Annotated in this window: 12 protein-coding genes; 4 read left to right on the plus strand and 8 right to left on the minus strand. The window is 71.5% G+C overall.

From position 1 onward, the window contains the following. Positions 1 to 168 precede the first annotated feature (168 nt). The 3 genes from OG390_RS08710 (at position 169) to glpK (ending at position 4742) form a co-directional block, all read left to right on the plus strand. Complete coding sequence (locus OG390_RS08710) at positions 169 to 1812, plus strand: EAL domain-containing protein (protein ID WP_406166407.1); 1644 nt, start codon at positions 169 to 171, stop codon at positions 1810 to 1812. Between the two features lie 655 nt (positions 1813 to 2467). Then, the gene (locus tag OG390_RS08715; protein ID WP_399076097.1) at positions 2468 to 3208 is read left to right on the plus strand and encodes an MIP/aquaporin family protein; all 741 of its coding nucleotides are present in this window, start codon (positions 2468 to 2470) and stop codon (positions 3206 to 3208) included. Between the two features lie 13 nt (positions 3209 to 3221). Continuing rightward, positions 3222 to 4742, plus strand: coding sequence for a glycerol kinase GlpK (gene glpK / locus OG390_RS08720; RefSeq protein WP_406166409.1), 1521 nt, complete (start codon positions 3222 to 3224; stop codon positions 4740 to 4742). A gap of 155 nt (positions 4743 to 4897) precedes the next feature. Here the strand turns inward: glpK and OG390_RS08725 are convergent, their stop codons facing one another. The 5 genes from OG390_RS08725 to OG390_RS08745 are packed head-to-tail and all read right to left on the minus strand — an operon-like array spanning position 4898 to position 12925. Then, on the minus strand, positions 4898 to 5503 hold the full coding sequence (locus OG390_RS08725; protein ID WP_406166411.1) for a GTP-binding protein: 606 nt from the start codon (positions 5501 to 5503) through the stop codon (positions 4898 to 4900). Continuing rightward, positions 5484 to 9128: a hydantoinase B/oxoprolinase family protein gene (locus OG390_RS08730; RefSeq protein ID WP_406166413.1), complete on the minus strand. Its 3645-nt coding sequence runs from the start codon at positions 9126 to 9128 to the stop codon at positions 5484 to 5486. Before OG390_RS08730 ends, OG390_RS08725 begins: the two co-directional genes overlap by 20 nt. 24 nt (positions 9129 to 9152) lie before the next feature. Next, positions 9153 to 9548, minus strand: a complete 396-nt coding sequence (locus tag OG390_RS08735) for a DUF742 domain-containing protein (protein WP_406166415.1) — start codon at positions 9546 to 9548, stop codon at positions 9153 to 9155. Between the two features lie 9 nt (positions 9549 to 9557). Further along, on the minus strand, positions 9558 to 9998 hold the full coding sequence (locus tag OG390_RS08740; RefSeq protein WP_399076105.1) for a roadblock/LC7 domain-containing protein: 441 nt from the start codon (positions 9996 to 9998) through the stop codon (positions 9558 to 9560). Then, entirely contained in the window at positions 9995 to 12925 is a 2931-nt protein-coding gene (locus OG390_RS08745) for a nitrate- and nitrite sensing domain-containing protein (RefSeq protein WP_406166417.1), read from the minus strand. The genes OG390_RS08740 and OG390_RS08745 overlap by 4 nt, the downstream gene beginning before the upstream one ends. 418 nt (positions 12926 to 13343) lie before the next feature. Between OG390_RS08745 and OG390_RS08750 the strand changes: the two genes are divergently transcribed. Beyond that, a complete protein-coding gene (locus OG390_RS08750; RefSeq protein WP_406177565.1) occupies positions 13344 to 13886 on the plus strand; it encodes a hypothetical protein in 543 nt (180 codons plus the stop codon). Positions 13887 to 14054: 168 nt separating this feature from the next. Here the strand turns inward: OG390_RS08750 and OG390_RS08755 are convergent, their stop codons facing one another. From OG390_RS08755 to OG390_RS08765, 3 genes are all read right to left on the minus strand, one after another. Continuing rightward, complete coding sequence (locus OG390_RS08755) at positions 14055 to 14453, minus strand: hypothetical protein (RefSeq protein ID WP_406166419.1); 399 nt, start codon at positions 14451 to 14453, stop codon at positions 14055 to 14057. A 288-nt stretch (positions 14454 to 14741) separates the two neighbouring features. Next, positions 14742 to 19616 carry a hypothetical protein gene (locus OG390_RS08760; RefSeq protein ID WP_406166421.1) on the minus strand — a complete coding sequence of 1625 codons (4875 nt, stop codon included), beginning with the start codon at positions 19614 to 19616 and terminating at the stop codon, positions 14742 to 14744. A gap of 61 nt (positions 19617 to 19677) precedes the next feature. Further along, positions 19678 to 20556, minus strand: a complete 879-nt coding sequence (locus OG390_RS08765; RefSeq protein WP_406166423.1) for a hypothetical protein — start codon at positions 20554 to 20556, stop codon at positions 19678 to 19680. Between the last annotated feature and the right edge of the window lie 14 nt (positions 20557 to 20570).

The raw sequence follows: 20570 nt of genomic DNA on the forward strand, positions 1-20570 counted from the left end.
CTCGTCGCCGTCTCGGCGACCGGCCGCGTGTGCCCGTCGTGGGCTCGGTGACCCGCCGCACGCCCTCATCCCGGCAGCCGTCGCCACCCAGTGTGACGAGCTCGGAATCCTGCGTGAACAGCTCATGAATCGGGCCCGGGCCTGCGCGGGCGGCGCCAAAATGCTGCCGTGCCCTCCTGGACGGATACTGTCCGCTTCGCCTTCCAACCGGTCGTCAATCTGACGACCGGCGCGGTTGCGGCGCTGGAGATACTCGCCCGTCCTGAGGCCGGCGACATCCTGGCACAGGCCCGCCGTGACCCCGAACTCGACGGCCGACTGGCCGCGTTGGCGATCCGTGCTGCGGCACGCAAGGAGACCCTGTTGCCGCTGCACGTCAACGTGTTCGCCGGGACCCTGGCCGACCTCGGCGGCCTCGCGGCGATGCGCGATGCGGTGCGCGAGGCCGGGCGGCTGCCGTGGGAGGTGACCGTCGACGTCGGGCCGCCGTATACCCACGTGCCGCAACACGCCCTGCTGGAAGCGGTGGCCGCACTGCGGGGCGAGGGCTTCCGGATCTGCGCGGACGGGGTGGGCGACGGCGACGTACCCCTGCGGCTGCTCACAGACCTCGCGCCCGAGCTGATGAAGCTCGACGTGTCCCTGCTGACGCGGCCGGCGGCGGTGCGGGCGATGCGCACGCTGTGCGAGCAGTTGGGCGCGCTGCTGTCCGTCGAGGGGGTCGAGACCGAGCTGCAGTGCGCGGCCGCGGTGTCGGCGGGCGCGCAGCTGGCACAGGGCGAGCTGTTCGCGCCGCCCGCTCGGCTGCCCGCGGCGGACGTATACGTTCCGGCCCTCTCCCCCGGCGTCGCGTCGACGCCCCGGTCGGGTCCGTCCGTGCGGCAGTTCGTGCGGCCGGCGGCGCTGCTGCCCACCACCGCCTCCGCAGGGCAGGTGCGGGCGCTGCTCACCGGCTCGACCGACGTGTCCGGGGTGCTGCTCGTGGATTCCTCCGGGATCCCGGTCCGGTCGGTCCACCGGTCGCGGTTCCTGCTGTCGATGTCGGCGCGCTACGGGCATGCGTTGTACGCCGACCGGCCGGCCGCCAAGCTCGGCGATCCGCCGCGCACGGTCGGTGTCGACGCCACCGCGTGGGAGGTGCTCGACGTGGTCGCGGACGGGGAACGGGACCGCACATCCGACGACGTCGCGGTCGTCGACCGGTTCGGGCGGTGCGTGGGTGTCGTACGGCTGGCCGATCTCGTCCGTGCGCTGGCCGAGAGCCGGGTCGAGGAGGCGGCGGCGCTCAACCCGCTGACGCGGCTGCCCGGTTCGGACGCGATCACGGGCGAGGTGGACCGGCGGATCGCGGACGGCCGGACGTTCGCACTGAGCTGGCTGGACGTCGACCACTTCAAGCAGGTCAACGACGGCGCGGGGTTCGCGGCGGGTGACGAGCTGATCCGGGCGGTCGGGCGGGCGTTGCAGTACGCGGCATCCGAGACGACGCGGGTAGGGCACATCGGCGGGGACGACTTCCTGGTCCTCGCGGACCCGGACAGCCTTGATCCGCTGGCCAACTCGGTGCTCGACACGCCCTGGTCGGCGGGCGGACGCATCGTCACACTGTCGCTGGCCACGGTGCTGTGCGCGCCGGGCAGCGTGACCGATCACCGGCAGGCGGCCGCCTGCCTGGCGCCTCTCAAGCAGGCCGCGAAGGCGCTGAACGGGGCAAGTTGGGTGCTGGGGCGCGCGGGTCTGCCTGGCCACGAGATCCGCCGCGGCTCGGGGGCCGCACCGACCCAGCCGTCCGGGCATACGCTGGCGGGCTGACGGGCCGACGGGCTGTTGGGCCGAGGGGCTGACCGCTCGGCCCAGGCCCCGGGCTGACCGCCCGCCCCGGCTGACCACCGACCTGCCACACCGCCGCCCCGGAGGACCGCCGAACCTGCCGACCCCGGGACCCGCAGACGCGCTGGCCCGCCCCTTCGCCCCTTCGCCCCTCCGCCCCTCCGCCCCTTCGCCCCTTCGCCCCTTCGCCAGCGTTGGTGCACGAGCCGGTCCGCCACCGTGCCTCGGCCGTCAACGCCGATCGGGCTCGGCGATTGCCGTCGCGGAGTCGAGGCGCCCAGCCGCTTGCCCGTGCCCGGTCCCGGGCCGGCACTCGGCGGGCCCTCGCCCCACGTCCCCTTTGCGGCCTTCGAACCGTTGCGGTCCGCGACCTTGACGCCCCCTGGGCACCGGTGAACACTTCCGGGTGTCAGTCGGCATCGCCGCATTCGGGCGTCTACAGGCACCGCACCGCTCGGGTTCCCGACCTGTACCCACGGGCCGTTCCCCCACGGGCGATTCCGCTGCGACGGCACGCTCGTCACGGATGCCGGGCGGGGCGCGGGACCTCCCTGCCTTCGGCTGAAGTAGCCATGGGAAACGCACCCTGCACGGTGGCCCGGGGCCGATCGCCCCGGGCGAGGGCCTAGGAGTCGCCATGAGCAACGGAGACATTTTTGTCGGCGAGTTGATCGGCACAGCAATTCTCATCCTGTTCGGCGCGGGAGTGTGCGCCGCTGTCACACTCAACAAATCCAAGGCGCAGGGAGCGGGCTGGGTGGTCATCGCCTTCGGGTGGGGCTTCGGCGTGCTCGCCGGTGCGTACACCTCGGCACCGCTGTCCGGGGGACAGATCAACCCGGCGGTGACCATCGGCTTCGCGATCGAGGGCTCCACGAAGTGGGAGGACGTGCCCTTCTACATCCTCGGGCAGTTCGCCGGAGCCATCATCGGAGCCACCCTCTGCTGGCTGCTCTACCTCGGCCAGTTCAACCTCAACGCCGAAGAGGACAAGGCCATCGAGACGCTGGGGATCTTCTCGACTCGGCCGGAGATCAACAACCCCGTGCAGAACCTGATCACCGAGATCATCGCCACCGCCGCCCTGATGCTGCCCATCCTCGGGCTGGTCGGCGGGAGCAAGCACGTCGCGGGCATCGGCGACGCGGGCCTGCCCGTCCTGCTCATCTCCCTCCTCGTCGTCGGCATCGGCCTCTCACTGGGCGGCCCCACCGGGTACGCCATCAACCCGGCCCGCGACCTGGGGCCGCGCCTCACCCACGCGCTGCTGCCGATTCCCAACAAAGGCACCTCGGAGTGGAGTTACTCCTGGATCCCGGTGGTCGGCCCGATCGCGGGTGCCGCCCTCGGGGCCGCGATCTACAACGCAGCCTTCTGACGAAGGGGACGTCATGACGGACCATGCCGAGAAGTACGTCGCCGCAATCGACCAGGGCACCACCTCAAGCCGCTGCATCATCTTCAACCACGACGGCGCGATCGTCGCCGTCGACCAGCGCGAGCACCGCCAGATCTTCCCGAAGCCGGGCTGGGTGGAGCACGACGCCACCGAGATCTGGTCCAAGGTGCAGGCGGTGGTCGCGGGCGCGATCGCCAAGGCCGGTCTGCGCGCCGACCAGATCAGCGCGCTCGGCATCACCAACCAGCGCGAGACGACCGTCCTGTGGGACCGCGCCACCGGCAAGCCCGTGCACAACGCGATCGTCTGGCAGGACACCCGTACCTCCGCCCTCTGCAACGAACTGGGCGGCTCGGACGGACAGGACCGTTTCCGCGAGCAGACCGGACTGCCCCTGGCCAGCTACTTCTCCGGGCCCAAGGCGGCCTGGCTGCTCGACAACGTGCCAGGGCTGCGCGCGCGTGCCGAGCGCGGCGAGATCGCCTTCGGCACCATCGACTCCTGGCTGATCTGGAATCTGACCGGCGGCACGGAGGGCGGTCGGCACGTCACCGATGTGACCAACGCCGGGCGCACCATGCTGATGAACCTGGAGACGCTCCAGTGGGACCAGTCCATCCTCTCCGCGATGAACGTCCCCGAAGCGGTCCTCCCCGAGATCAGGTCCTCCTCCGAGGTGTACGGCACCGCAGTGGGCCAACTCTCGGGCGTCCCCGTCGCTTCGGCGCTCGGTGACCAGCAGGCGGCGGTGTTCGGGCAGGCCTGCTACGACGTGGGCACGGCGAAGAACACGTACGGCACGGGCAGCTTCCTGCTGCTCAACACCGGTAACCGGCCCGTTCCTTCGAAGAACGGTCTACTGACGACCATGGGGTACAAGATCGGCACCGAGGCGCCGGTCTACTGTCTCGAAGGGTCGATCGCGATCACCGGGGCGCTGGTGCAGTGGTTCCGCGACCAGCTCGGCATCATCCGCAGCGCCGACGAGATCGAGACACTGGCGGCGAGCGTCGAGGACAACGGTGGCGCGTACATCGTGCCCGCGTTCTCGGGCCTGTTCGCGCCGTACTGGCGCTCCGACGCGCGCGGTGTCGTCACCGGACTCACCCGGTACGTCACGAAGGCGCACCTGGCCCGCGCGGTCCTGGAGGCGACGAGCTGGCAGACACGTGAGGTCGTGGACGCCATGTTCCAGGACTCCGGAGTGCAGATCACCACCCTGAAGGTGGACGGCGGCATGACCAAGAACAATCTGCTGATGCAGCACCAGGCGGATGTCCTCGGGGTGCCGGTGATCCGTCCGAAGGTCTCCGAGACGACCTGCCTGGGCGCCGCATACGCGGCCGGGCTCGCGACCGGTGTGTGGAACGACCTCGACGAGCTGAAGTCGCACTGGCAGAAGGACGTCGAGTGGACACCGGCCATGGAGGCCTCCGTGCGCGACCACGAGTACCACAACTGGCGCAAGGCGGTGGAGAAGAGCTTCGGCTGGCACGAGGACGAGGTCGGCTGAAACAGGGGTCTACGCGTGCGTGCGTCTCGCGTGAGCCACGCGCGCGTGCATGACTACGGCCCGTACCCCGGTCGGCGGGGGTACGGGCCGTACCTGTGCATCGGCGGGCCGTACCGTGCGTCAGGTCATGACATGTGCGGGGCTGCGGCCGTGCGTCAGGTGGTGACCGTCTGGCGGCGGTCGGCGGCGTACGCCATCGCGTGCTGGACGACTCCGATGAGGACCTCCTTGACGGATTCCCGGTCCCGCGCGTCACAGAGGACGACAGGCACTCCGGGATCGAGGTCCAGGGCCTGGCGGACAGCATCGGCGGGGTAACGGGCAGCGCCCTCGAAGCAGTTGACGCCGACCACGAAGGGTATGGAACGGCGCTCGAAGTAGTCGACGGCGGCGAAGCAGTCCTCCAGACGGCGGGTGTCGGCGAGTACGACGGCGCCCAGCGAACCGGTGGCGAGCTCGTCCCAGAGGAACCAGAAGCGATCCTGCCCGGGAGTCCCGAAGAGGTAGAGCACCAGGTCCTCGCGGAGCGTGATGCGGCCGAAGTCCATGGCGACGGTGGTGGTGTGCTTGCCCTCCACGCCACTGGTGTCGTCGACCGGCCGGCCCGCCTCGGTGAGCACCTCCTCGGTGCGCAGCGGCTTGATCTCGCTGACCGCGCCGACGAGGGTCGTCTTGCCCACGCCGAAGCCGCCGGCCACGAGGATCTTGAGCGTGACGGGCTCGACCGGGGGCTTGCCGCGCTCAGAACGCCCGAAGATCATCGATCTCTTCTCCTGCTTGATGGGGGTCGTGCGACGGTGGGCCGTAGCCCCCGCCGCCGGGGGTTTCGATGACGAGTACGTCGTCGGGGCCGACGTCCGTCGAATCACTTCCGCCGAGTTCGGTGACCGTGCCGTCCGCGCGCTCGACACGGTTGGCGCCGAGCGCTCCGGGCGCGCCGCCCGCCATGCCGTAGGGCGGCACCCGGCGATGCTGGGACAGCGTGGAGACGGTCATCGGCTCGAGGAACCGGACGCGGCGCACCGCACCGTCACCGCCACGCCGACGCCCGGCGCCACCGCTGCCGCGCCTGACCGCGAACTCCTCGAGCCGGACGGGCAGTCGCCACTCCAGGACCTCGGGGTCGGTGAGCCGCGAGTTGGTCATATGAGTCTGCACGACGGGCGCGCCGGGGAAGCCGTCGCCCGCGCCAGATCCGGAGGCCACGGTCTCGTAGTACTGGTACCGCTCGTTTCCGAAGGTGACGTTGTTCATGGTGCCCGAGCCCTCGGCCTGCACTCCCAGGGCCGCGTACAGGGCGCCGGTGATCGCCTGTGACGTCTCCACGTTACCCGCGACCACGGCGGCCGGGGGCTCGGGGGCGAGCATCGAACCCGGCGGCACCACGATGTCGAGAGGCCGCAGACACCCGTCGTTGAGCGGAATGTCGTCGGCGACCAGGGTGCGGAAGACGTACAGGACCGCGGCATTGACCACCGCGAAGGGCGCGTTGAAGTTGGTGGTGAGCTGCGGGGACGTACCGGTGAAGTCGATGGTCGCGGAGCGTTGTTCCCGGTCTACGCGGACGCGGACTCGGATGACGGCCCCGGAGTCGGTCTCATAGGCGAACTCACCGTCTTCCAGAGCGTCGATGACGCGGCGCACCGCTTCTTCGGCGTTGTCCTGGACGTGCCTCATGTACGCCTGGACCACGTCGAGCCCGAAGTCCTCGATCATGCGGCCGACTTCGTCCACGCCCTTCTGGTTGGCGGCGATCTGGGCGCGCAGGTCGGCGAGGTTGGTCTTCGGGTTGCGCGAGGGGTGAGGCGCCTCGGTGAGCAGGGCCAGGGTCTCGGCCTCGCGGAAGCGGCCGTTCTCGGCGAGCAGCCAGTTGTCGAAGAGGATGCCCTCCTCGTCGATGGTGCGGCTGTTCGCGGGCATGGAGCCCGGTGCGATGCCGCCGATCTCGGCGTGGTGACCGCGCGAGGCCACATAGAAGAGGATCCGCTCACCCTCCGTGTTCTCCGCGCTCCCGGTGTCGAAGACCGGGGTGATCACGGTGACGTCCGGGAGGTGGGTGCCGCCGTGGTAGGGATCGTTGACCGCATACGTGTCACCCGGGCGCATACCGCCGCCGCGGCGACGGATGACTTCCTTCACGCTCGTGCCCATCGAGCCCAGATGGACCGGGATATGAGGGGCGTTGGCGACGAGGTTGCCGTCAGGATCGAAGAGGGCGCAGGAGAAGTCCAATCGCTCCTTGATGTTGACCGACTGGGCGGTGGACTCCAGGCGAGCACCCATCTGTTCGGCGATGGACATGAAGAGGTTGTTGAAGACCTCCAGGAGAACGGGGTCGGCTTCCGTGCCGAGTTCGGAACTCTCCGTAACCGCGACGCGTTCCATGACCAGATGCCCGTCGTCTGTCGCCGCGGCCCGCCACCCGTCGTCGACGACGGTCGTCGCGCTGGCCTCGGTGATGATCGCGGGGCCGGTGACCGCCTCACCCGGGGGCAGTTCCTCGCGGCGATGCAGGGGGACGTCGCGCCAGGCACCGCCGGTGTGCAGGCTGACCGTCTCCCCGGCGGCGGAGGGACCTTCGAGGGCCGTTTCGTAGGGAGCGAGTGCGGAGAGATCGGGGGGTTCGGTGAGACCGGTGGCTTCTACGGAGAGGGCTTCCACGACGACCGGACGATCGAGGGTGAAGGAGTAGGTGGCGCGATGACGTTCTTCGAAGGCGCGGGTCATGGTGTCGGGCTCGGTGAGCTCGACCGTGAGCGCTGTGTCCGTGCCGTCATAGCGGAGCTGGGCGCGGCGGGTGACCTGAATGCGGCCCTCGGGCACGTCCTCGGCAAGGAGTTCGGCGCGGGCGGCGCTTTCCAAGTCGTCGGCCGTCTTGTGGATGCCGGGCATCGAGGAGGTTCCCAGGGGCGCCTCCACGGACTGCTCGCGCATGGCCGTCGTATCGGCGAGTCCGATGCCGAGGGCGGACAGGACGCCGGCCATGGGCGGGACGAGGACGGTACGGATGCCCAGCGAATCGGCGACCATGCACGCGTGCTGGCCGCCCGCGCCCCCGAAGGTGGTCAGCGCGTACCGGGTGACGTCGTGGCCCTTCTGTACCGAGATCCGCTTGACGGCGTTGGCGATGTTGGCCACCGCGATCTGCAGGTAGCCCTCGGCGACCTGCTCCGGGGTGCGGTCGTCGCCGGTCCGCTCACGAATCTCGCGCGCGAGGGCGGCGAACCGGTCGCGGACCAGCGCGTCGTCGAGGGGCTGGTCGCCATCGGGGCCGAACACCCGTGGGAAGTGTGCGGGTTGGATGCGGCCGAGAGCGACGTTGGCGTCGGTCACGGTGAGTGGGCCGCCGCCGCGGTAGCAGGCGGGCCCGGGGGCGGCGCCCGCCGAGTCGGGGCCCACGCGATAGCGGGAGCCGTCGAAGTGGAGCACCGAGCCGCCGCCCGCGGCGACGGTGTGAATGTCGAGCATCGGCGCGCGCAGCCGGACTCCGGCGATCTGGGTGGTGAAGACCCGCTCGTACTCGCCCGCGAAGTGCGAGACGTCCGTGGACGTACCGCCCATGTCGAAGCCGATGACGCGGTCGAAGCCGGCGAGCTGCGACATCCGGGCCATACCGACGATCCCGCCGGCGGGTCCGGACAGGATGGCGTCCTTGCCGCGGAACTGGCCCGCTTCGGCGAGACCTCCGTTGGACTGCATGAACATCAGCCGCACGCCCTGGAGTTCGTCGGCGACATGCTGGATGTAGCGGCGCAGTACGGGCGACAGATAGGCGTCGACGACGGCCGTGTCACCGCGTGGGACGAGCTTCATCAGCGGGCTGACCTCGCTGGAGAGCGAGATCTGCGGGAAGCCGATGCGGGCTGCCAGCTCGCCGACGGCTTGTTCGTGGGCGGGGTGGAGGTGGCTGTGCATGCAGACGACGGCGACCGCGCGGATCCCCGAGTCGTACGCCTCCTGGAGCGGCCCGGCGAGGGTGTCCAGGTCGGGGGCGCGCAGGACCGTGCCGTCGGCGGCGATCCGTTCGTCGACCTCGATGACACGCTCGTACAGCAGCTCGGGCAGTTCGATCGCGCGGGCGAAGATGCGGGGGCGGTTCTGATAGGCGATGCGCAGGGCGTCGCGGAAGCCGCGGGTGACGACGAGGAGGGAGCGCTCGCCCTTGCGTTCCAGGAGGGCGTTGGTGGCGACGGTGGTGCCCATACGGACGGCTTCGATCTCCCCGCCCTCGTCGAAGAGCTCACGCACACCCGCGACCGCCGCGTCTGCATACCTGGCAGGGTTCTCGGACAGCAGCTTGTGCGTGAGCAGGCAGCCGTCCGGGCGTCGCGCGACGATGTCGGTGAAGGTGCCGCCTCGGTCGACCCAGAACTGCCAGCCTGTCACGTCTGTTCCCCGCTTCCGCCCTGCTCAGAGCGCCCGGAGGCCGTTGATCACGTCGCGCAGAATACTCTCGTCCGGTAGTTCGGCAGGGGGTACGGGGCGTGTCACATGGACCATTTCCTCGTCGACCAGGTCGCCGATGAGGACCCGTACCACGCCGATGGGCAGATCGAGTTCGGCGGCGAGTTCGGCGACCGACTGGGGGGCGTCGCGGCAGAGTCCTACGATGTCCACGTGTTCCGGGGACAGCGTCTGGTCCGCTTCCGGGTCGTCGGCGTGTGGTTCCGTGACGACCACCGCGATCAGGTCGAGGCGGTGCTGGGCCGGACTGGTGGTGCGGCCGCGTGTCATGGCGTACGGACGGACCACCGGTCCGGCCTCGTCGTCGAACCAGTGGCGTTTTCCCTGACCGTCTCCGCTCATGTCATCCCACTACCCGCCCGAAGGCAGATCGGTGCGCGGAGTGGCTGCCAGATGTACGCCGACCCGCTTGACGAGGAGCGTCATCTCGTACGCGACCTGCCCGACGTCGGAGTCGGCATCCGAGAGGACGGCGAGGCAGCTGCCGTCACCGGCGGCCGTGACGAACAGGAAGGCCTCGTCGAGTTCGACGACGGTCTGCCGGACGCTGCCCGCCTCGAAGTGGCGGCCGACGCCCTTGGCGAGGCTGTGGAAGCCGGATGCGACGGCGGCCAGGTGCTCGCTGTCCTCGCGTGTCAGATCCTTGGAGGCCCCGGTGGGAAGGCCGTCGCCGGAGAGCACGATCGCCTTGCGGATGCTGGCGACGCGGTCCACCAGTTCGTCGAGAAGCCAGTTCAGTTCGCCTGACGCCGTGCCGGTCGTGGTGGGTCCTGCGGCCTTCGGTGCGGTCATCGACCGTCCCCCTTTGTCGTTCCTGGTGCTGTGCCGTCCTGGGCCTCGTCGCCCGCGGCGTTCTCCTGGCGGCCGCGCTGCCAGCCCCGCTGGAGCGAGGCCATCCGGCTGCGTACCTTGTCGGCGTCGCGGTCGGCAGGGTCCGCTCCTGTGCCGTTGCGAGCCTTGTCCCGCTCGGTTCGGCGTTCGGGGCCGGCCTTCAACTGCGGGGCCAGATTGGCCTGTCGGACGCGGCGGGGCAGTGGGCCCACACCCGATTCTGCCTCTCCCGTCATGGCGTCGGAGCGCGGGGTGGTCTCGCCCGTAATCGGCGACGCGGAGGTACGACGGGTGCGCTTGGGGAGGGCGGGGGCATCGCGGAGGCCGGGCGCCTCACGCAGACCGGTGGTCTCTCGCGCGCCGGAGGCTTCTTGAAGGCCAGGAGCCTCGGAGCGCTCGCCGCCACGCCGTGCCGGGGTCTCACGGCGCTCACCGCGCCGGGCCGGCAGCGGCTTCGCGCCGTCGAGCTCCAGCGCGCCGCGCTCCGTCGGCTCAAGGTTCTGCACCGGCTCCAGACTCTGCAGTGGCTCGAAGTCCTTGGCGAGTTCCTCGTCCGTCTCGTCGCGCCGCGACCTCGTCTGGGTCACGGGGCGGCCGTGCGAGCTGACGAGCTTGGGGGCCCTGCGCCTCGACAGCGGGACGGGGGCGGCATCCGCAAGGTCGTCGTCGCCGGAACGGGCGGGCTCGCCACTGCTGTCGCCCGCCTGCTGGTGCGGCTCTCCAGGGACGCCGACGACGGAGCGGCGCGGCCGGAACAGTCCGCCGCGCTCGCTGTCCACGTCGTCGAGGGCGCCCGGGAAACCGGTGAGGGTGTCGAGCCCCCGGTCCAGGTCGACCGGAGCCTCCAGTTCGACCGGACCGTCCAGGATCGAGGCGGGCAGGCCCGGGAGCCGCACCGGCACCTGGGAGAGCGCCGCCGTGCGGCCCTCCTCGCTCTCGCCCTCCTTCGAGGGCAGCGCGCGGTCGAGGCGGAAGCCGATGCCGTTGGTGTCCGGGACGTCGTCCGTGAGCAGCGCGTCGGGCATGAACACGACTGCGGTGGTACCGCCGTACGGGGACGGCTGGAGGGAGACACGGACGTTCTGCCGCTGGGCGAGCCGGCTGACCACGAAGAGGCCGAGCCGGTCGGTGTCGGAGAGTTCGAACTCGGGGGTCTCGGCGAGGCGCAGGTTGGCGTCCAGGAGCGTCTCGGCGGCCATGCCCAGGCCGCGATCGTGGATCTCCAGGGTGAAGCCGTTGGCGACACGCTCGCCGTGGACCTGGACGGCGGTGTGCGGGGGTGAGAACACCGTGGCATTCTCCAGGAGTTCGGCCACCAGGTGGGTGAGGTCGGCGACCGCGGGTCCTGTGACGGCGACGCGCGGAAGACGCCGCACCTCGATGCGTTCGTAGTCCTCGACCTCGGCGACGGCGGCGCGGACGATGTCCATGAGCTGGACCGGCTTGCGCCACTGCCGGGACGGGGCGGCGCCGGAGAGGATGACCAGGCCCTCGGCATGGCGGCGCATGCGCGTGGTCAGGTGGTCGAGGCGGAAGAGGTCGGCGAGTTCGTCGGTGTCCTCGGTCCTGCGCTCCATCGTGTCGAGCAGGGTGAGCTGCTTGTGGAGCAGGACCTGGCTGCGGCGGGCGAGGTTGACGAAGACCTCGGAGACACCGTCGCGCAGTTCGGACTGTTTGACGGCGGCCTCGACGGCGGCGCGCTGAAGGGTGTTGAGGGCCTGGCCGACCTCGCCGATCTCGTTCTTGTCGTACTCCAGGCGCGGCACTTCGGTCTCGACGTCGACCTGTTCGCCGGCGGAGAGGCGGCGCATGACACTGGGCAGCCGGACGCCGGACGCCTCGTGGGCCTCCAGGCGCAGCTGCCTCAGGTCGCGGATGAGGCCGCGGCCGATGCGTACCGAGAGGAAGAACGAGAAGAGCAGGGCGACCAGGCCGAGGACGCCGACGACGGCCGCCTTGACGATGAGGTTCATCGCGACCGGCTGGACGCGTTCCTGCAGACGGTCGCCGGCCTGGTCGTTGAGGGTGGCGAGCTCGCTCAGCACGCTGCCCGCGGCGGCGTCCCAGCTCTTGGCGCCCACGGAACGGGGCGTACTGGGGTCGGAGTTGATGATGGACTGCTCGGCGTAGTGCAGCGAAGCGGTGGAGGCGTTCTTCCAGAACCTGTCGTAGCGTTCGCGTTCCGCCGCGGGCAGCACCGGCAGGCTGATGTCGTACATCAGGGTGCGCTGCGCGATCAGGTCGGAGATGTCGCGGATCTCTTCGCGGGTGAACTTCCCGACCACAAGGGCGGAGCCGAGCAGGGCGTCCTCACGGGAGAGGAGTTCGCGGGCGCGGGTGATGTTGACGAGGGCGCGGGCCTGCGTGTCCATCTCCACGTCGTCCACCCCGTCGAGGGAGGCCAGCAGGGCGTAGCAGGGGTCGACCAGGCGGTTGTAGCGGTCGAGGGCCTGGAGGCGGGTGACCGTGCCCTCCTCGACGCTGCGGCGCAAGGAGTCGACGCCGTCGAAAGCGTCCAGGACGGCGGTGAGGCGTTCGCCATCGCCCTGGTCCAGTTCGTCGCGGACGTCGGGGTCCTTCGCGTTCTTGCGGATCTTGACGATGGCGTCGTCGGTGGCGCTGCGGGTGCTGCGGAGCGCGGAGAGTGCGTCCGACGCCCGCGGGTCGGCCAGATAGACGAGAGTCTGGCGGCGTTCCTGCTGCAGGACACGGACGGTGTCCTCGGTGGGGTAACCGATGTCCTCGACAGCGGTCGACACCTGGAACAGCTGAGTGACCGCCCGCCCCGTGAGTACCGTGGCAAAGCCCCAGATCGTCGTCAGGGACACCAGCGGCACGAGAAGCAGCGCCACGATCTTCCGGCGGATCGACTTCCCGCGAAAGCGCATGGCCTCCCCCAGCTCGACCCCCGCCGGCCGGGGGTACACATATGCGTCAACAAACGGCGCGAGCCTACTACCGACCCACAGTTAACTCGAAGACCCGTCCGGAGGACGAACTTCCGTACTGGCGAAGCGAGATGGCGAGTTGTCCGGGCATTGCGGGAGATTGCCTCCCGCGATCGCGCGACGACCGCTCATACGGATCCGATCGGCACGGCCGGCCAGTTGGCCAGAACTTTTCGTTTCCTGGGAATCTTCGGGACGCGCCGTTCGTCCTTCTCTTCGGGAAATGGGGGCGGAATCGGCCACACGAGCCGCATCCCGCAACTGGGTGGGTAAAACAGCGCAAGCCGGGCAGCCACTGGGGAGCCGTATGTTCGGACACGGGGCGAGCGGTCTGCTGGCGGTGGGGAGTGACACGTTAATGGGCACGGCTGAGCGGCGCGAGGCGCCCACGGAGAGCAGTGTGGCGCACCTGGCGGCGCGGCGGAGCCCCGAGGCACTGGATCGCGACATTCCGGCGCACGGAGGCGGGACCGGGCCCGCTGGGCACGCCACGGCTCAAGAGCAGCCGTACTACCGGCCATTGTGGATCGAGGAGTCCGCGCGGCGCCGCCGAATGCCCGATCCGGTGCGCACAGCTGCGGTGCGGGCGGTGCTGATCATCGCCATGACGCTGATCCAGGCGATGGTGGCGTTCCTGTGCACTGTAACCGGATCATGGCTGGCGTTCCCGATGGTCCTCAGTAGCGTGGCGAGCACCGTGGTGGCGACGTGGGCCGCCCTCGACGTCTGGGTGACGCGCCAGGTGTGGAACCAGCGCAACGGCGTGGTGTCGGCACCGAGCAGCACCGCCCGATCCCTGCGGCGCGAGCGGCGCAGGGCACGACGGCAGGCGCGTACCGCGGAGCGGCCTCAGGAGAGCATACGCCGACGGGGCGAGACGGGGCAGTTGTCGCACCCTTGAGGGAGCCGAGGTCGTAGAGGACCAGGCGGTGCAGCTCGGCCCACACCCCGGCCTTGCCCCACTCGGTGAACCGGCGCTGGGCCGCGGCCACTGGCGCAGGGCGAGCACTGACCCGCGAACACGAAAGCGGCGGGCCCGAGGGCCCGCCCGTTCGCCGACTTGTGACGGTCAGGCCCTGGCGTACTCCCAGCCGCCGCAGTCGTACGGGGTGCCGCTGGACGTGTCCTGCAGGCAGGCGCGGATCTGCAGGGTGGTGCCCTCCGCGAAGGACAGGTTCCATTCGTGGGCGACGGCGTAGCCGTAGCCGTTGTAGTACGAGTGGGTGGCGGAGCTCGAGTTGTAGCGCCACTGCGCGGCGGTGCCGTGGCCGTCCTTCTTCATGTCGAGGGCGGTGAGGATCTCTCCGTCCTGGGCGAACTCGGTCTTCGCGGTCGGCGAGGTGATGGCGTTGTAGGCCTCGTAGATGTACCCGTCGGCCTGTGCCGGGGCGGTGGCCAGGACGAGCGCCGACGCGGAAGCCGCGGCTGTCCCGAGGACAGTCGTCAGACGACGGTAGGGAGTGCGCAAGGCAGAGTTCCTCTCTCGGACAGCTGGTCGAGCCTGAACTTACCTGAGAGGAAAGGGAGTTCATCGCCGAATTTCTCCGTGTCCGGCGGTGCGCCAGGCAACGGGAGGGGTCGTTGGCGTCCGTTACAGGTCATTTCAATTGGCCAGGTGGGCCCTCGGCTACACCGTCTGGTCCTCGACGAACCCGACTCCCGCGGCGAGGAACGCAAGACCGAGCACGTCCTCGCTGTCGCAAAGCACCGCCTGCGCCCACGCCGCGGAGCCGCATATCAACACAGTCCCGCGCCCCTAGGGGGTTGCAGGTGCCGGGCGTTTGAACATCCGGGTGGCCGTGATCTCGCTGTGCACCGCCTCGTCCTCATGAGGCCGCTGCGGCAGTCCCGGCCGGAGGTGTTCCTCCACGCTGATGTACTTCAGCCCGGCGCGCAGGTCGGCGTCGTTGCGCAACCGGATGACCAGCGGGAACTCGGCGAGCGCGGTCGTGTCGAACAGGCCGGTGGTGTAGAGGAGCTGGACACCGAGCGCATCCGAGACAGCCCTCTGCAACTCCAGCAGGTACGTCGCGTTGGCGCGCCCGATGGGGTTGTCCAGGAACAGCGTTCCAGCGTGTCGGTGCTTGTCGCGGCCCCGGTCGTTGCTGCGCAGCGCCGCCATCGTGCAGTACAGCGCGATGGCCGCGGTGAGCAGCTGGCCGCCGGAGAAGACGTCGCCCATCTGTCCGACGGGGACGCGCTCGGCGCGCAGCACGGCGTCCGGCTTGAGGATCTCGACGGCGATGCCCTTGGGCTGGAGCGCGGCGCTGACTCCGCGCAGCAGCAGCGACACGCCGTCGCGGCGCATGTCGGAGTTCTTCTTGACCGCCGCGCGGGTGGCCTCGTCGACGACCTCGCCCAGCCGCTCGGTGAGCGTCGCCTGGTCGGGCTCCTCGAAGCGGATGCGCAGGAACTCCTGCCCGGACCACTCGCCGAGCCCCTCGGGAAGCCGGGAGAGCCGCTGAGCGGACCGCAGGGTCGCCAGCGCGGACTCCACGAGCCCACGCAACCGGTCGACGATCGAGTCCCGGTTGCGTTCCAGTTGCTCCAACTCGTCGGTGAGGACCCGCAGTCGGGGCGCGAACGCGTCCGCCCACTTCCGCGCGTGCTCGGGCAGCGCGGAAGCGGGCAGCTCACGGATCTGCTGCCGGGCGGGGGTGCGCACCTGCTCGTACCGTGTGGAGTTCGCATGCCGTACGAGGACGTCGCTCGCCTCGCGCACGGCGGCCTCGGCGGCCGAGAGGTCGGCGGCGCAGCCGCGCAGGGAGCGGCGGGTCTCGGCGGCGGAGTGCCGTGCCTCTTCGAGGGTGCCGGGGTAGGGCTCGGGCTCCTCCTGCTCCTCCTCGGCATGCTCCCGCAGCAGGTCCCTGAGGAGGGCGGCCGTCTCGTCGAAGCCGCCGGCCGCGTCCTCGGCCGCGCGGTGGGCGTCGAGCAGCTCGGCGTGTGCCTCGCGCGCCTGGCTCAATGCCTCGGTCCGGGAGGCGAGTTCGGTGGTCGCGGTGCGCAGCAGGCTCTGCGCGTGCTCGGCGTCGCGCGGGACCAGCTCCTCGGCCAGCTCGGTGTGGACCTCGCCGTCCTTGGGCGCATGCCGCTCGGCCTCGCCGCGCAGCCGTCCGAGCTGCTCGCTCGCGGTGGACATCCGGGTCTCCAGGAGCTGCACGAGCTCTTCGGCACGCGCGGCGGCGGCCTGCCGGGAGGGCCCGTCGGAACCGTCCGGCGACTCCAGGAGTGTCGCCGCGCGGGTGCGCACCTTGTTGCTGAGCCGGTCCAGCTCCGCGAGCGCCGCGCTCTCGTCGCTCTCGGCCCGCGCCTGCTCGGCCCTCAGGTCGGCACCGACACCGACCTTCTCGTACAGCTGGGACGCGGCCCGGTAGGCCTCACGCAGGGCGGGCAGCGACGATTTCGCCGGGCCCGCCTCGTCCTCCGGTACGTCATCGGGGGCGCCGGCGATCTCCGCGCGCTCGGCACGCAGCGCGCGGGCCGTACGGCGGGCGTCGTCGGCGGCGCGCTGGGCGGCGCGGCGGTCCTCGTCGGCGGCGCGGGCACGCTCCAGGCAGACCTGGGCGCGGGCCTCCGATTCCGTTGCCTCGTCGGCGAGTTCGCGCAGCTTGACCTGCCAGCCGGCCCGCTCGCGCAACCGGAAGGCGAGCCCGGCGAGGGCGTCGGCGGCGCGCCGGGCCCGCTGGGCGGCCTCCTGCCGCTCGTCCCGTACGTGGGCCGCCTCGGCCGCCGCCTCGTCGGCCTCCGCCCGGACGGTCCGCGCCTCGGCGAGCTCGGCCTCGGCCTCCCCGGCGAAGGCGCGCGCGTCCCGGGCGGCCGCGGCGAGCTCGACGAGCCGTCCCGCGGGGCAGCCGGTCCGCCAGGACGCCAGCCGCGCGGCCAGTTCGCGGTCCTTGCCGAGCCGGGCCGCGAGCGCCCGGATCTCCTCGTCCCGCCGGGTCGCGCGGGCGCGCAGCGCCTGCCGCTCCTCGTCAGCGGCGTGCTCGTCGTGCATGGCGGGGTTCGGCGGGACGAGGAACACGTCGCTGTCGCCCGCGCCGGGGGCCGGAGTCGGAGCGAGCAGTGCGGCGGCCGTACCGACGGCGACGGCGGACCGCGGCAGCAGGGCGGCCTCGCTGAGCGCCTCGCGGGCCCGGGTGTGCGTGTCCGGGTCGGTGATGATCACACCGTCGACCAGCTCCGGCCTGGTGGCCAGGACGCGCGCGTGGTCGGCGGGGTCGACGGCCTGAGCGAGGTAGCGCCAGCCGGGCAGCGCCGGGATTCCGTGCTCGCCGAGGTACTCGACCGTGGCCAGGACGTCCGGCCCGGGCGGCAGCAGGCCGCCGTCACCGAGTGCCCCCAGGATGCGTGCGTCGTCCGCCGCGGCGGTCCGCAGCTCGAAGAGCTGGCGCTCGGCGGAGGCGACAGAGTCGTCTAGGAGCTCACGGAGCTCGTCGGCGTAGTGGTCCAACTGCTCAGGGGTGAGGGGACCTTCGGCCGGGGGCCAGGTATCGGCCCGCGCCACGCCGGAACCGCCGCCCGGGCGGCCGGCCACTGCGCCGACGGCCTGCCGGACGCTTCCTGAGCCGGCGCCCACCGCGCCACTGATCTGCCGACCGGAGGCACCCCGGTCGTCGGCTCCGGTCGCGCCGCCCGCGGTGCCGTCACCGGCGCCGGGACGGTGTCGCGTCGTGCGGGCACCGCCCTGGCTGCCATCCCCGTTGTCCTCGGGCGCGGCCCCGCGCCCGCCCGAACCGTCGGCTCCCGCTCGCGGCACCGGCACGCCGCCACGCCCGGCGCCGGAGGCGCCCGGCAGGCTGAGCAGCTCCGCCAGCCGCTCCTCCCCCGCCAGCGCCTCCGCCGTACGCCGCTCCGCGTCGTACGCCCGCTCGGCGGCAGTCGCCGCATCGGCTGCGCGCGCTGCCGTGAGCTCCGCGCGGGACTCGGTGGAGGCCGCCTCCCGCGCATGCTCCGAAGCGCGCCGCGAGGCCTCGCGTGCGGTGTCCCAGGCGGCGACGGCCGACTTCTCGGCGTCGCTGGCGGCGAGGGCAGCGCGGGCCGGGTCGGCGTCGGGGGCGCTGTCGTCGAGCCAGCCCGCGCGGACTGCCTCGGCGGTCTCCTGCTCGACCTCGGTGAGCCGCTGGCGCAGATGCCCGACCTCGCTGCGGGCGCGCTGCGCGGCGGTGGCCGCCGCGGTCGAGTCGGCGTACGCGGTCTCGCCGACCTCCTGGAGCCCGGTGGACCGCTCCTCCTCCTCGTTGGCGAGCGCCTCGGCGCCTTCGGCGGCGCGGTGCAGGGCGCGTACGAGGTCGGCGGCGGCCTTGGCGCGCGCGGCGAGCGCGGGCGCGGCGTCCCGCTCGGCCTCGCGGATCGCGGCGGCCACGCGCGCGGAGCGGTCGGCGGCGGCGCGGTGCCGCAGCACGGCCTCGGCGGCCTGCCAGGCGGCGTGCAAGGTGCGCGCGTCGGCCAGCTCACGCTTCTGCGCGGCGGCGGACTTCTCCGCCCCCGCGAGCGCCAACGAGGCGTGCCGGTAGGCGAGTTCGGCGGCGATGAGCGCGCCGCGTTCGCGGGCGCCCTCGGCGTGCGTGACGGCGTACGCGGAGGCGGTCACGCGCTGCGCGAGTTCACCGGCGCGCACTCGCTCCTGCACGGCCCTCGCGGACAGCCGCCGCGCGAGCGTCCGGGTACGCCGCTCGGCGCCCGCGTGGATGTCGCGCGCGTGCGCCCGTGCCTCGGCGGCGTCGACGATCCGGCCGAGCAGATCCACGGACCCGGCGGTGAAGTCGCGCTCGGCGATCAGCTCGGCGCGCCGGCCCAGCTTGTTGCCGAAGCCGCCGACCAGGTCGGCGAGCCCGTCCGTGTCCCGGGTGTCGGTGACGGCACGCAGCAGCAGATCCGTGAAGTCGGAGTCCTTCTTGACGGCGAAGAGACCAGCCGCCTCGCCCTCGTCGGCGTTCATCTCCCGCTGGTAGCGGAAGAGTTCGGGGTCAAGGCCCAGGTCGCCGAGGTGCTCGTTCCAGCGGTCGTGAATCTCCTCCCAGTGCACTTCGAGGTGCGGGTACGCCTTGCCTGCCTCGCTGATCGCGTCCCGGAAGCCCTTCATGGTGCGCCGCCGCCCCTGCGCGCCGGAGGCCCCCTCGACGGGCGTGCGCACGGCGGTGGCCTCGGCCACCGGAAGATTGTCCAGGCTCAGCCCCGGCCCGGGCCGGAACGAGTACCAGGCCTCGGCGAACTTCCTCGGGTCGTTGGAGACCTGCCGCCCCCGCCACTCGCTCACCTTGCCGACCACGACGCACTCGCCGGTCAGTGTGTGCTGCCACTCCAGCGCGACATGCCCGCAGTCGTCGGCGAGCAGGAACTTGCGCAGCACACCGGAGCTGGCACCGCCCAGCGTGTTCCGGTGGCCCGGGAGCATCACCGAGAAGATCAGCTTGAGCAGCACCGACTTGCCGCCGCCGTTCTCCAGGAAGAGCACCCCCGCGGGCGCGGGCCGGCGCGGCGGCCCGATGGGGTCCTCCTCGAAGAACTCCGCCTGGGTGGGCGCGGGGTCGGGCACGGGCTCGCCGACACCCCGCAGGTCAAGCACGGTGTCGGCGTAGCGCGCACCGGCAGGCCCGATGGAGTAGAGGCGGACCCGGGACAGCTCGTACATGGCGGCGGACTCTCGTCGTAAGTCTGGGGAGGATCGAGGAAGTTCAGGCTGCGTGGCCTGTTCAGGAGTGGAAGGGCAGTCCGGCTCCGGCCGCCAACTCCAGGTCGTCGGTGTCCTCGGCGGGCAGCAGCGTCGCGGTGCCGTCGGTCACCGGGACGATGCCCAGCTCGAGAAGCTCGGCCATGGCCGCACTGCCGGCCATGTCACGGACCTGAAGCTGATAGCGGGCCGTCGTCCGGTACGTCCCTCCACCGTCGTCCCCGGTGCGCTGCAGGAACCCGGAGTCGGTGAGGAACGCGACGGCCTTGCCGACGATGCCGGTGGTCGAACCGGCGAGTCTTCGCGCGTCCTTGGTGGCACCGGTGGAACTGCGCCGCGCCCAGATCCGCCATGCGGCCTCCAAGTCGGGTGCGTCCGTGGCCGGGTCGGTGTTCTCGCCCTGCTCCTCGGCCCGCTCCTCCAGACGACGACAGGCCTGCCGTACGAACGCGTCGACGCCGTTGACCGAGACCCGCCCGATGTACCCGTCGTCCGCGAGGTCCTCGGGGCGCGGGAACGCCATGGCGGCGACGGCGAGATGTGCGAGCCCGTGCAGGAACCGGTCCCCGGAGTCGGCCGACGCGCGACGCGCGTAGTCGCCCATCCGGACGGCGAACACGGAGTCCTCCGCGGCGGTCACGGCCATGCCCGCGCGCGAGGACACCTCCAGGACGACCAGCCCGAGCCCGGCGGCCACGGCGTCGGCGAGCCGCGCGAACGGCGGGTCCTCGCGGTAGCGCCGCAGCAGCTCCGCGTACTCCTGGTCGCGCGCGGGCTGCAGCTTGGGCTGCAGCCCGAAGGCAACGAGCCGCGCCGCGTCGGCGGCGTCGGCGGGTGTGACGGGCGCGTTCGCCGGAGCGGCGACTGCCTCCGGCTCACTCCACTCGACGTGCTCGGTCACGGTTGGGGCTCCTT

Source organism: Streptomyces sp. NBC_00996, assembly GCF_045162675.1.
Classification (GTDB): domain Bacteria; phylum Actinomycetota; class Actinomycetes; order Streptomycetales; family Streptomycetaceae; genus Streptomyces.